Raw genomic sequence first — 13,928 nt, 5'->3', positions numbered from 1 at the left:
AAGGGCGAGAATTAATCGCCCTTTTAAATTTAACTATTTTCTATATAATGGCTTAGAACAATATGTCGTAATTCCATCAGATTCAAAACTAATTTCATACAAGTCATGTTCTAAAATACCTGGTACTTCAACCCATTTACAAATTTGTCCGGGTATTGTAGTACAGGATTCACTAGTTTTCATACAGGAATACTGATCATTCGGATTGAGTCGATAATAAGCTATAGGATCAGCTAATTCTGAATTTTTTATTGCATTTGTTGCAAATGCCGCACTGATAGCAAGAGCAAATACTCCGATTGGCAAACCTGCTGTTTTTAAAAACTTTTTCATCTTTATAAAATTTATTGGTTTATAGCTTTTTTTAAAGGTGAAGCCAAACCTTTTAAAACTTGTCTCTTAATAATTTGGCCAGTTTAAAGCGTACAAGTTTTGTATCAAACAGACCATATATGTAATTATCTGTAACAATCATATCCGATAGTTTATACTCTCCTAGGTTATTAATATAAAAACTACCAACATAATTATCTTCCACAATATCATAGACATCAATAATGCTAGCTCTACCCCACATTTTATAAGACTCTTTTTGTCCCATAGAGTTTGATACAATGAAAAATAAGTTACCATGAGTCAGAACTTTTGAGTTAATAGCTTGAATAGGTGTAGTCATCTTATTCTCCCCTGTTGATAGCTTAGCAGCTGTTATTTTCACACTACTTGTTGTATCAATGGTCTTATGCTCTTTAATGAAATTCAAGTAATTATCCATTTCAACAAACCGATTTCTATAATAGTAAGTATAAAATACTTTTTTTTGCTTAACACTATAGTTTAATACTCCGTCAATATCAAAAACCCCATCAGATTCAATCTTAAGTAGATCTTGTTTTAAATCAATTTTATTGTTTTTGTTTAGATCAATAGTACCTAGAATGATTCTCTTTTGATTAATATCGATTGATTTAAATATAATATGAGTAGAATCTAATGGTAAAAAATCTAAAAAATATACTTCACGGTAGCTTAATACTTTTGTTTTAGCAGATGCAATTTGGTTATCAAGCACTCCTTGAAATACAATTGGAATCGTTCCATCTGCTATATAAAAAAATGGATAAGATACTTTTAATCTTAAATCAGAATAAGCAAAATTTATAGAATCTATCTCTATAGAAAAGTCTTCTCTTTGTAAAAGTGAATCTACCCTTATATACCTAAGAGGCGTATTGTAATTACCCAAATAAATATTATCCTTATAATAACCTGAAAAATAGAAGGAGTTAACCTGCAATTCTAATGTATCATCCTCTAATACTCCATGAGGCAAATACCTTCTTATAAAGGGATTTTCTTTTTTTATGATATACTCAGAAGATAGAAAAAGCAAAATAACAAGTATGCTACTTATTATGGTGGTGGTGATTGATCCTATATAAAATCTTTTTCTTTTTTGATCGTGAAAAAATAAAGCTATCAAAGCCAGTAGACTTACAATAATATTAAACCACAGATGCTCGTTCCATCCCATCTTTTCAAGTATTCCACCACAAGAACAAGGGATGAAATCACTGTAGTTTAATATCAGGTAAATATAAAGGGTAAATGCAACCATAAGCCCATAACTAAGATAAAGCCCTGTGAGTCTTGTTGTTTTAATACAAAGCAGTAAAGCAAATAATAGTTCGGCTCCGAGTACTAAATATGCAATACTATTGGCATAAGCACTAAGCAGTGGGGACTGGGTAAGTTGAACCTGGAAGGCTTCAAAAGTGATGAGCTTACTTATGGCTGCATATACAAAAAGTAATATATAGAAGTAGGATACTATAAGGACGTATTTGGCTTTCATGGTGGTTGCATTTTAGGATAATCAAAACTACAATTCACTATAATTCAAATCAATACGTGTTTATACGGTATTTTTATCGTGTTTTCACTAGTTCAAATCACTATCCTCTATATAGTGCCAGCGCATGGCAAACAAGATAACACCAATAAAGTTTTTAGAATCGGTTTTCTGCATTAATGTTTCCTTATATTTTTCAATAGTTCTAGTGCTTAAATTAAGCATCTCTGCAATTTGTTTAACGGTATATTGCATAGCATAAAGCTTGATTATCTCAATTTCTTTATCCGAGAAGATAACATACTGGGAGGATTTTTGATCTTCTATTTGGTCAACAATGTCTTGGATTTGATTGTCGTAATAAATTCCATCTGACTTAGCTCCATAAATGGCTGTTTTGAGTTTAGAAAATGAAATATTTTTTGTTAAGTATCCAGCTATATTATACTTGAGCATCCGCTCGATACTATAAGAATCATCGAAACTAGTGAGTACAAGAATTTTAATCTCTGGATGATTTTTCTCAAGTAAACTCGCCACTTGATATCCATCCATGATCGGCATTTGTATATCTAAAAAAACAATATCAACACTGGTTGTTTTTAGCTTTTCAAATAATTCAATACCATTGGAGCAATCAAACAAAACTTCAACATCTTCTATCTGAGAGAGTAAACGCAAGAAACTTTTTCGAAATAATTTGTGATCATCTACAACCGCAATTCTAATCATCTTCTTGTCTTTTTATAATTATACTAATATCATTTCCTTCCTGCTTAGACTCATGGATAAACTCAGCCTGTAATTGTACAATACGCGCCTTTATATTTGAAAGGCCAAGTCCTGAATTTCTTGAACCATTTTGGCTATCAAAGCTATACTTCACCCCGTCATCTACCAGATGTAAACAAACTGAATCATCCTGCCAAACAAGGCTAAGCTTGGCTTTCTTGGCATAACTATGTTTAATGATATTGTGAACTAGCTCTTGAACAATTCGATAGATCTCAAGTTTTTGAATCTCATCTAAAACAAATGTTTGCTTATTAGACTTAAAAGCTAACTCGGTATCACTTACCTTTGATACTCTTTTTATATAATTGCTCAAAAGAACACTAATAATATTATCCTTCACCTGTGGTGGGGATAAGTTATAACTTATTCTTAAAGTCTCTTCATAGCATAAAAGAACCCCATCTCTTAAATCAGCTATAATTTCAGTTCTTGTATTCTTATCTGGACTCAGCTCTAAAATTGAAACCAGATTCTTTATAGTTGCTAGATCACTACAGAGTCCATCGTGCAGCTCCTTAGCCATTCGCTCCCTTTCTTTATGCTCTACAATAAGATTGGTTTTTAATTGTTCTTTTAATTGCTCGTTGTGATATTTTCCTATCTTATTTTGATAGAAAACAACCAAGATAATAACCATAATAGCTAAAGAGATCATAATAGAAGTGCCTAGCCAAAAAAATAGATTTAGATCATTTTGCATACACCAATGGATATTGTTATTCTTAAAATCAAACTTGCTAGAATGTTAACTAGCCAATAATCATAAATATATAAACCGCTTTTATCAATAAAGCCAAGAAGAATAAATACAGAAATCGTTGTAGCATAATAAAAGAAAAGCCCCATGACAATAAAAAACTGACTCTCATTATATAACTTTAAAATCTTCTTTTGATTAGATACCTGCCTGATCCACAAAAAAGTACACAGCAAAACAAAAAAAGTACTGTATATTTTATTTAGTCCTGTAGACATTAAATATGAGTCAGTATCAAAACAACATAAAGACAAAATATAAAACAAAAGAAAAAGACCCAATAGACTATGAAAAAGCCAATTAGGTCTTTGGGTTATATAATTTTCAAATAAAAAATATAAAGTTGCAAACTCAAGAGCTGGATACACCTGATACCATAATACAACACTAACTTGTAGTTGTAAACTCACAACGTATTCATAAACAGATGAAAGGACCATAAGGCCAATTAGAGGAAGAACTACTCTATTTGCTTGAGAGCGATATTTATGACCTGCCAAAAACAAACTAAGTGGAGCACATCCCGCTATAAGTGTTGCATATAAGAGTATGCTGTAAAACATTTAATCATTTTTTTACTAATTGACTTTGCTTAGGGCATAAAGGAGGACAAAGAACAAGATGCTCAAGTATGATTCCTTGTGTCATATCCTCTCCACTTTCATCCACACCTACCAAGACCAAATTACTTTGATTTGTATCAGAGTCTAATCCTGGATAAATGCGAAGTCCAATGCAGCCTTCTTGCTCAAGTAACTCGTCTAATTTATCTAGCCCAACAAAGTAACTCTTTGGTAAACTTGGATTATTCTCTTGGTAAGCGTGTGTAAATTCAATAGCCTTATCAAGGCTAATTTGCGTTCCTGAATTCTTGCTAATATTCATAAAATTAAGCTTTTAAAGTTAATAATGTAAATATTTACAATATTCATTTAAGATGCAATACGTGTTTTCCGCATATTTTATCGTGTTTTCACGTATTGATTGATAAAGGGACTTTGTGTTATTTTAAAAAGGCAAATACTAAATCTATTTTTTGATTCAATAATATCCATAATTAACCAACCAAACTCAATAATTATGGAACATCAAAACATGATTTTCAAAAAGGCTTTAAACTCCATTGAAATTAAAGAAGCAGAATTAAGCCTATTAGCTCCCATCTCCATAGAGAACACACTAGAAATAATACATTTCATTCAACTCACACTAGTAAATCTTAAAACAACTATCTTAAAAAATGGCTTTGATAATCAAACAGAAGAAATTGCTTTTTTTAAAACCATCAAACCTCAGATCTTAAGTAAACTAATATTTTATAACAAGGTCTACAAAATAGAACTGAGTTGCCCTATGGATTATAACTCTCAGCATAAATATTACCTTAAACAAATAGAAGAACTAAGTTTAGAATATAAAAAACATTTTAGTCAGTGTGATTTTTATAAATACTACAAATCAAACCGATCGGATAAAGATCTAGAATACTTCACTCTAGGCAAAATAACTCCCCTTATTGGCATGAACAGTTTCGCTTTTGAAATAGATACCCTTTTTTCAACTTTCTATGATTACAAGGTCTCTCGAATACTTGCTCATAATCTTTTACAACATTATTTACAACAAAAAATAAGCGAGCACTTACTTAAGGTTAATAATACCTCAAAATTCTCAGAGACACTTGTTTGGTCAGAATCTCAAAATGCACTTATAGAACTCATCTATGCGCTTTATGTGTCAGGTTCAATAAATAATGGAAAACTTGAAATACGCAAAATTGCGGTGTTATTTCAACAATTATTTGGGATTACACTCTTGGATATACATCATGCTTTTCACCGGATGAAAACAAGAGCTAAATCAAGGACTTGTTATTTGGATAAGTTGAAACAGGGGTTGGAAGAGTATATGGATAAAGAAATTTAAGTCAAACATGCTAATTGTATACAAACAAAATATGTTCATTACTAAATTTTAATCCTAATATATTTGATATCTTTAGGCAATTAATCTAATACCTTACCACAAAAAATGAATATTTGGGCAAACTATTCTAAAGAGCAAAAACAAGAATATATCCAGTTTCTACAAGTATATGGAGCCTTATCTAACCTGTTTAGACAAAAACAAGGGGATCCTATACCCTATCTTGATTCTAAGTTTCAAGAAACTGTTTTTGCTAGAGCTTTTAATTGTCAGAATGTTGATATTGGAAATACTCCACATGATGTATTGTCAATTATAAAAGGACAACGAATTGGTATTGGTCTTAAAACTTGGATGGGAAGTAGACCTTCTTTTCAAAAAACCATGCAACTCAAAAGATATCAAGATGATATCAATGCTGTAAAAATGAACCATGAAGCTCTAGCTCATACTCTATCTCAAATCAGAAATGAACGATTAATTACCGACTATCAAAGACTTGGTTTAAATGCTGATATGAATATCTATCACTATATAACTCGTGATGAAGGAAATTTTACAATTAATGAGTGTGCTTATCCATTAATTGACACAAGAAATCTAAAAGAATTTTCTTGTACAAATTCTGCATTCTCTTGGTCAGATGGATTGAAAGATTACAAATTTACTTTTGCAGATTCTCAAATCTGGCAAAAATTTGATTCAAGTAAAAAGGATAGTTTACTACTCGACCAGTTCAAAGTTGATATTATTGAAAACCCTTTTGATTTTTTACTTGAGGCGTATATGACTCTTTTAGGGAAGACGAAAACGATCAAGGAAGAAGATATTGTTGAAGTGTTTTTGCCTTTGTATTCCTATAGAAGTCAAGAAGTAGAAGAAAAATCCGGATTAAATGCGTGGAATGCAGCTCCAAAATCTAAAGGAAGTAGTATTCCAAGACCTTTAAATGAAGTATACATTCCAATACCTAGGGAATTTCATGAAAAGAATCCAGACTTTTTTACTGCAAATATTTTTGAATTTGAAAAAGAAAGAGAAGCTTTTAAAGGAGATAAAAAAGATAGACCAGAAGTTCGCTTTCACCTTCAATTACCCAATGGTAAACGCATACCAGCACTTGTTACTCAAAGTAATATGAAAAGCTTACAATCAGGTAGTAATACAGAAGTGGATGAAAACGGAAAACGCTATGGACAAGCTGCTCTTGGGCAGTGGTTACTTGTGGATGTTTTAGGGTTGAAGGATCGAACCCTTGTGACTCGAGAATGGCTACGAAAAAAAGAAACAGATTCAGTTAGACTCTGGAGAAAAAAAGGAGATTATTCTACCATTTATATTGACTTTGCTCCTATAGACTCGTTTGAAAATTTTATCAATGGAGAGCCTTTTTTTTTAGATCAGGAAAGTTAAATAGCTACTATTTGAGTAGTAGCTATTTAATCATATCTATATAGCTCCTTCATCTAAAGCTGTTTCATAAATCATGAAGAGTATCTTAGATTGCATCTCACTTGGCACAATAATTCTTCCATTAGCTCTACTTTCCAATATTCCTATCTGTTTTGATGACAATCTTTTTACAGATTTATCATTTTTAAAATAATCATACATCTTTATCCAGACCTCATCTGTTATTTCTAATACCTTAACCTGTTTGTCGATATTATTATCAATCTTTTTATTTTGACTAGCTTCTTTTCTTTTGTATAGTTTTTCTTGAACGGTAACACATAAAGATTCATCAATCTCATCAATATCTATTGCTAAGTCCTTTACCGCTAACCAGCAAGATTCTTGCTTTGTCCATTGAGAAATGTTAGCATGTCCCGACGGCGGATTAGTAATTCGTTTATATACCTTTTGTGTTATATTTTCTAATATTTTAATCAAAGCTTTTGGCAAGGCTTGTTCTTTCCATATACTTTCAAAATTAAAAACTAAACCAGAATACTGAAACAATGCTGATAAATAAGCAATTGAGTAGGTTACTGTCTGTGCTCTATATCCTCCATCATACCAAGGTGCGTCAGATACCATCTTTTCAACAGCTCTAAACATAATAACTTTAGAAATAGCTGTTTTAAAATACAATTCAGAGATAGCCAACCCATCTCTATCTAGCAATTCATTGATGTAATCAGCAAATCTTCCAAAATTAAACTCTGCACCCTTGGAAACAATATAAGGTTTTTGATTCCACGAATTTTCAGCTTTAGCTAGAAATCTTTTATCAATAAGTTGGTTTTTAGGATTCTCATTGATAAATCTTTGCTTCTCTTTAGGCGTCATATAAGTCATTTCATTTAGATATTCGCCTCGAACTCTTTCGTAGTACCAATGAGTTCTAACTTGTACACCGCCAACTGCAGGAGCAAATACTCTATTTGAATAATCCTTCATCTCTCTATGAAATGAACTATTAGAAAAGAAATCTGATTTATTTACTTTATTCTGCGTATTGGCATATTCAGCTACTTTAGAAACAAATTCACTTAAATTTTTACCATCATCAACCACAGAGAGCTTCATCTGCACATTAACATCTGAGACATTATGCCCATTATTTATATTTGAGGCATAGATAGCCGATGTTGTCTGTGCCCCATTTACAATTTGAAAATTTTTGATCTTCGTAATACGTCCATCTCCATCCAATTCCACATCTGAAGCAGTTGCAGTAATACCATTGTTATAGGCAAAAAACATATCTGGACGATTCTCAATTGTATTTCTTAAACCTTTATTTACATCTCCTCTGAACTGAAGAAATGTTCTAACATTTTGTTCAAAAAGCTTTTGTCCATGTTTATCATAGATATCAACAATATCTAGCCCGTTTATAACAGTCAAATAAGATTGATAATAACCTGAACCACTTTCAATTTTTAAAGCAGGGAGATTTACATCAATTTCAAAATCACTCAATTCATTTTGAGATAAATAAATCTTTTGTAAATATTCAATATCAATGATTCTAAACTCAAAGTCAAAATCATTTATTCTTTCCGAAGGAATTTCTTTCAATCTACTTGTTACTTTTCCGTCAGTAAGTAACAACACTCTAACTTTATCAACTTTTTCTCTTAAACAATAATCGTATAAAAGGTAGGATGTTGAATAAGCTTCACTACTTTCTTCTATTTTTTTCCATAAAGCATCACCATCCTGTCTTGTTGATTCACTAAAAAAATTCTTTGTTCGCGTTAACTTAGTATCAATCTGAGCACCGGTTAATGTCTCGATAAAATCATTTTGAAAATACTGATAATTTAATAGAGTTAACACTCGTCTCTCTTCATCATAATCATATCCATGTATCTCAATACCGCGTTTACTAAACTGTGAATAACTATAATTATTAGTTAAATCTCCTATAGATACTAAATCCTCACAAACTGTTTCAAAAAAAGCTTGTGGTCTCATTAATCCTCTGCTTTCAGCATCAGAAATTACTGATTGCGTGAAATGCTCATAAAACTCTTGTAAACTAATCATATAACCTATAAATTATCTAATTCAAATCTTTTACATAATTCTAAATCTATTGAATAATTAACCGACAGTATTTCACTAGCAATATCCATTGGCTTAATCAAAGGAAAATCATTTTCTACCGCAAAGTTTCTCATATTGTCAACTACAAATTTCTTTAAATTCTGATTATCAATATAAATCATCAAACCATAATTGATTACTTTCTCTTCAAACTCTTCTAATAGTTCAATCGATTCATTCGAAATCAATGCTCTTATCTGCCTGTATAAATCTAAAACAGAATCTCCTAAATCAGACTCAGTTAAAGCAAGGGCAACTAGTTTGACAGGCTTATCTTCAGAGAACAGCTGATAAACAGAAGAAATACTAATTATCGCAGCATTGTTACTCTTATAGGTCTTTAATTCAATAATACTATCTACAGTATTGAAATCATTTCTTTCTTTATTTGGACCTCCCCAAGCAGATATACTATCTTTTATTCCATAATTGGGAATAATATAGTTTTGTAAATAATATAGCTCTGAAAATAGTCCCATTTGAAGTTCAGTAGACAATTCAACGGCCTTATTTTTCATAAGAAATCTTTGCCATCTTTTGAGTCTATTTTCCAGCTCAGTTATCAATCTACCTTCATTACTAATAGAAGAACAAATATTTATCAAATCATTGCTCAAAATATAAAACAAATGCCAATCCTTCTTTTCGTTTAGTAATAAGGTATAATTACCTTGATTATCATTATTATTTTTATAAACTTCGATTCCTCTAAGTCTAAAATATATTCTTGTATCTGCAAATTCTTCTTTGAATTTTATATAGAATCCATAATTACCATTACCATCTTTAATTCTATAGAGATCATGTACAGAGGTTGAATCAATTCTTCTCTGAGAGCCTATTGATACATCTAACCACGGATTAATATTTTTAGTCATCATAGATACTATCCTCTTCTATTTCTTTTAATAAACTTTCATAATAAACTGTATTAATCTTAAGCTTTACTGTTTCTTCAATACTATTTACACTTCCAGGAAAACTAACCCCAAATGTAGCTAATTCATTAGGGATATCGCTAGCATCAATTTTTGAATCTTTTATCTCAGGCTCAATTATATGCAACATTAATAAAGGTCTTTTCATTAATCTCCTAATTTCAGTACGCTTACTTTGATGCGCATTTCTCGTTTCTATATCTAAAGCGATACTTTCAGCATTACCAGAAGAAATATTTCTGTTAGCAAATTCAAAGCTTCCATCTTCTTTAGCTATCAGTGAACGTTTTTCTTTTTTAATTGAAATAGAACTTCCTTCAATATTAAATACTTTTCCTGAACCATTATATAATGCTATATCCCAATTTGTATTACGCTCAAAGGCAAATTTTTTCACAAAAGCAATAGGCATTCTAGAAAAAATGCCCAAAGGATCTGAATTAAACACTTTAAAATCATTTAAAAAACCTACAACTTTTTCTTTAGCTATATCATGCCAAACATACCCTCCATGTTCAAGTTTTACATCTCCTAAACTAAAAACCAACTTTTGAAGAACATCAAGATTTTGAAGAACATCAGTCTTATTAAAGCTTACAATACTTGTCTCCTTTGCTTTGCCATCAAGTCTCATAGAATGATAATATTCTTTAACATTGTTCTGTTTATTACGAGCAGTAATTTGTAAGCCACTATTTGGATTTTCTCTAATTGCTAATCCAAAATCATTAGGTGTTCTACCACTATCAGCCATCAACTTAAAATCTTCCATTAAATCTTCTGTAGCCTCTATTATATCTCTAAAATGGGACGCTTTTGTAGGAGTCATATAAATTTTACACAAATCTTCATAACCAGATCGATACCCAAACCATCTCCCCATCTGCATCAATGTATCATAAAAAATTGTATTTCGTAAGAAATAGCTTACACTTAATCCCTCAAGTGTATAGCCTCGAGATAAGCTTGTTCCTCCTATAGCAATAACATTAGTTACAGTATCATTTCTATACTCTAAACCTACTTTAGTTTGTGAATGAATCTCTCTTACAATAACAGTATCTATAATCTCTTTAATTTTCAAAAAAACAATGTCCCAAGAAAACTCATTGTTATCATATTTTACCTCATATAATCTATGTAAATCACTAATTAATGAACTTTGTTCGTCAGCATATCCTTTCTTACCAAATAACTCAAATTCTCTTTTAATCTCATCCTTAAATTCTTCAACCTTAACCGCAATTGCTTTATGAACCTTAGTAAATCTTGTTGAATGGATAAGCATACTATTATGAGAATGAGCATAACCTCTCAAATTACGAATAGCTATATTAATTATAAAACATTCTATAGCCTCTATCATTTTACCAGGTAAGTCTTCAAATTCAAAATCTTTTTTATGTTTTAAAGGGATAGTTTCATATTCAGTTATAAAATCAAGATGATTATCCTCTGAATCAAGAAAAACTTTTCTTGCGCCATAATAATTAGTAGGAGCCTCTAAGGCATAAATAAAGTCTTTTGGAAATAAATCTTTACCTAATTCATCGTCTTGAACCTTATGATCAATAAAAATATTAGCATATGGTGTAGCTGTATATGCAACATAAGACGCTTTGGAAAAGAAACTCAAAATTTCTCTAATTTTTCTATTTATTGATGTTGGCTCTTCTTCCTTTTTTGTATTAATAGAAGCATAATCCGCTTCATCATCGATAATTAAAATAGAATGTTCTGAAATTTTATTTTTATACTGTTTACCTAACCATTTTATTACATTCTCTAAAGTAGACGCATTCTTTTTAATCACCATTAATATAGGAACATTTATAATCTCAAAATTAATATTTTGAGCTGCATTATCAGCATCTCGTGAGTTAAAATCTCTGCTAACTAAAGTCAAACTTTGAGGTGTATTACTTACCTCAGCAGATCCTTTCCCAACTCCTACTTGCACCCCTTCAGTTCGACCAACAAAACCTTCATTAATTCTTTCTTGAGTTTGGTTTCTAAGATTATTCATTCCTCCTGCAATCACAACAATAAACTTATATCCTGCATCAGCGGCTTTACATATCAATCCAGTATAATTACCTGTTTTTCCAGATTGTACATGTCCTACTACCATTCCATGAATATTAAAATTATCTACTTGAGGATTCTCTATGGAATTCATGACGACATCTGTATCTTCATCAAGTGTTTTAACAACATCTGGAGGTAGATTTCGACTAATAAATTTTTTATATCGATTCCAAAAAAACAATGTATTTCTTTGTTTTTCAATTCCTGTCCACCATGTTTTATCAATTCTATAACTCTGATTCCCATTTAGTAATATTCCAGGGCTTAATTTTACATCAAACTCTTCCTCCAACTCCTTTTTCATTCGTCGCCAATCTTCATCTATAAGTTGTTGATGTAAAATAACTCCTAAAAGACTTCCCATCATCTCGTAACCTATTGTATCCAAATTTTTTCGAAATTCATCACTTACTGAATTAATATCATCTTCTGACAATGGCATTACTTTTTTCTTTAAAATTTCAGAAATATGATCCTTTATACGAGCGTAAGTTGTTATATTATTCATTCAATATATATTTTAAATCTCTAAAAACTTCCGTTTTTAAAAGATTATTAATAAATTCTTGTGTTAGTCCTTTTTCTTTTAATTTATTAGCAATTATCGTGATCTCTTCAGGCCGCAAAATGTTCTTTTGATCTATTTGAAAAGGATCTGTTTGCATCCTAGCCTGAATCGCATCTAACGGGAGATAGGTTTGAACTGCTTTTAGATAAAACAAAAAGCGTTCTTTTTGTGATTGGTCTAAGGATTCAAAAAGCTCCATAAACAAAGGATGTTCTTCATTTATGGAAAATCTAATTTTTTCATTCACCGGTATTATTTGCCAAAATCGAGTAATGGTTTTATCTTCTAATTTTCTTCCTCTAGATTTATATGTTCTCGATCCTTTTTCTAGGACAGGTTTAATAATTCGTTTTAACTCATTTTTAATAACATCAGATGGTTTGGCTCTAGATTTTTTCACATCAATCCCCCAATGCTCATCCATTGAATTTGGTATTTCTATTTTAATTCTAATGAGTTTATGTCCGTCAGAAATTCTATGAAGTCCCCACCAAGTTCCATAAATTATAATTCTATGTTCCCTATATAAATAAAACCCTTGAGTCTTCAAATAGCCCTCTTCTGTTCCATAAAGTTCATATTCATCTCTATTTAACTTAGAATGATGTGGCAAAATAAAGGGTTGAACAGTAAATGAATGTTCATTTATTTTTATTTTTTCTTCTGATAAATTTTGAGTTGCTAAATGATTTTCATTGAAAGGATTAAATGCTTTAATAGGATTATTATTCAAACTCATTTCGACTTTTCTATTATATATACTTCCTTCAATAAACTTATGAAACACTAATGCTATATGATTTCTGACTTTAAATAATGCATTAGAAAAAGCACTTCGTTCTATTTTATCGATTTCTTCCAATAAAACTAAAGTCCCCGCACTTTTATCTCTAATTTCATTGAAATATGCAACACTCTCAAAATCACTAATAGTCTTTAAAAGCCATTCTCCTTTATCAACAATAAAATCTAAATCCCATTGATAACCATTAATCTCTCCGTCTTTCTTACTTACAACAGTAAGTTTTTTACATTGAGAAAAGGAGGCTGTTTTTAACCCTAATCCAAACTTCCCTAAATCCTTAGAATCTCTTATATCATTAGGTCCTCTACTAGATAGTCGCATTGCCTCGATTAATTCTTCTTTATTCATTCCCCAACCATCATCTATAATAGCAATTATAGGTGTGGGGTTAACTAAAGCATATATTTCAATTTTTTTTGCATTTGCTGAAATAGAATTATCTATTATATCAGCAATAGCAATCTCTGGAGTATATCCAATTTCTCTAAATGAATTAATAAAATTCTTTAAATTTGGGGATACTTCTATGAATAATTCATTCATAATTAACACTTAACATTTTAAAGCGATATCACTTATTTCAATAAATAAAATACAATACGCATAAGGAATTATAATTTTTTAAAACTATGATTTTAAAT

General features: G+C 30.6%; 12 protein-coding genes. 2 read left to right on the top strand and 10 right to left on the bottom strand.

Annotated features, from left to right (window positions below; translation table 11 throughout):
• Nucleotides 1–33: 33 nt before the first annotated feature.
• From RH98_RS01730 to RH98_RS01705, 6 genes are all read right to left on the bottom strand, one after another.
• Nucleotides 34–333: a DUF6520 family protein gene (locus RH98_RS01730; RefSeq protein WP_010249827.1), complete on the bottom strand. Its 300-nt coding sequence runs from the start codon at nt 331–333 to the stop codon at nt 34–36.
• Nucleotides 334–385: 52 nt separating this feature from the next.
• A complete protein-coding gene (locus tag RH98_RS01725; RefSeq protein WP_026038677.1) occupies nt 386–1,855 on the bottom strand; it encodes a DoxX family protein in 1,470 nt (489 codons plus the stop codon).
• Between the two features lie 87 nt (nt 1,856–1,942).
• A complete protein-coding gene (locus RH98_RS01720; RefSeq protein ID WP_010249823.1) occupies nt 1,943–2,584 on the bottom strand; it encodes a response regulator transcription factor in 642 nt (213 codons plus the stop codon).
• The gene (locus RH98_RS01715; protein ID WP_010249821.1) at nt 2,577–3,347 is read right to left on the bottom strand and encodes a sensor histidine kinase; all 771 of its coding nucleotides are present in this window, start codon (nt 3,345–3,347) and stop codon (nt 2,577–2,579) included. The genes RH98_RS01720 and RH98_RS01715 overlap by 8 nt, the downstream gene beginning before the upstream one ends.
• A complete protein-coding gene (locus tag RH98_RS01710) occupies nt 3,332–3,967 on the bottom strand; it encodes a hypothetical protein (protein WP_010249819.1) in 636 nt (211 codons plus the stop codon). Before RH98_RS01710 ends, RH98_RS01715 begins: the two co-directional genes overlap by 16 nt.
• Before the next feature lie 4 nt (nt 3,968–3,971).
• A complete protein-coding gene (locus tag RH98_RS01705) occupies nt 3,972–4,289 on the bottom strand; it encodes a hypothetical protein (RefSeq protein ID WP_010249816.1) in 318 nt (105 codons plus the stop codon).
• Between the two features lie 195 nt (nt 4,290–4,484).
• Here RH98_RS01705 and RH98_RS01700 point away from each other — a divergent pair, with 195 nt between their 5' ends.
• Together RH98_RS01700 and RH98_RS01695 are read left to right on the top strand one after the other, a co-directional pair.
• Entirely contained in the window at nt 4,485–5,330 is an 846-nt protein-coding gene (locus RH98_RS01700; protein ID WP_010249814.1) for an RteC domain-containing protein, read from the top strand.
• A 105-nt stretch (nt 5,331–5,435) separates the two neighbouring features.
• Nucleotides 5,436–6,743 (top strand): phospholipase D-like domain-containing protein, encoded by a 1,308-nt coding sequence (locus tag RH98_RS01695; RefSeq protein ID WP_010249812.1) that lies wholly within the window; start codon nt 5,436–5,438, stop codon nt 6,741–6,743.
• A gap of 36 nt (nt 6,744–6,779) precedes the next feature.
• Here the strand turns inward: RH98_RS01695 and RH98_RS01690 are convergent, their stop codons facing one another.
• From RH98_RS01690 to RH98_RS01675, 4 genes are read right to left on the bottom strand one after another with little or no spacing between them, the layout of a single operon-like run.
• On the bottom strand, nt 6,780–8,828 hold the full coding sequence (locus RH98_RS01690) for an AIPR family protein (RefSeq protein WP_010249810.1): 2,049 nt from the start codon (nt 8,826–8,828) through the stop codon (nt 6,780–6,782).
• A 5-nt stretch (nt 8,829–8,833) separates the two neighbouring features.
• Nucleotides 8,834–9,769 (bottom strand): PD-(D/E)XK motif protein, encoded by a 936-nt coding sequence (locus RH98_RS01685; protein WP_010249804.1) that lies wholly within the window; start codon nt 9,767–9,769, stop codon nt 8,834–8,836.
• Nucleotides 9,759–12,422 carry a Z1 domain-containing protein gene (locus RH98_RS01680; protein WP_010249802.1) on the bottom strand — a complete coding sequence of 888 codons (2,664 nt, stop codon included), beginning with the start codon at nt 12,420–12,422 and terminating at the stop codon, nt 9,759–9,761. The genes RH98_RS01685 and RH98_RS01680 overlap by 11 nt, the downstream gene beginning before the upstream one ends.
• The gene (locus tag RH98_RS01675) at nt 12,415–13,830 is read right to left on the bottom strand and encodes an ATP-binding protein (protein ID WP_010249800.1); all 1,416 of its coding nucleotides are present in this window, start codon (nt 13,828–13,830) and stop codon (nt 12,415–12,417) included. Before RH98_RS01675 ends, RH98_RS01680 begins: the two co-directional genes overlap by 8 nt.
• Nucleotides 13,831–13,928 lie beyond the last annotated feature (98 nt).

Source organism: Myroides injenensis M09-0166, assembly GCF_000246945.1.
Lineage (GTDB): Bacteria > Bacteroidota > Bacteroidia > Flavobacteriales > Flavobacteriaceae > Flavobacterium > Flavobacterium injenense.
This window is presented reverse-complemented; position numbering and strand designations above follow the sequence as displayed.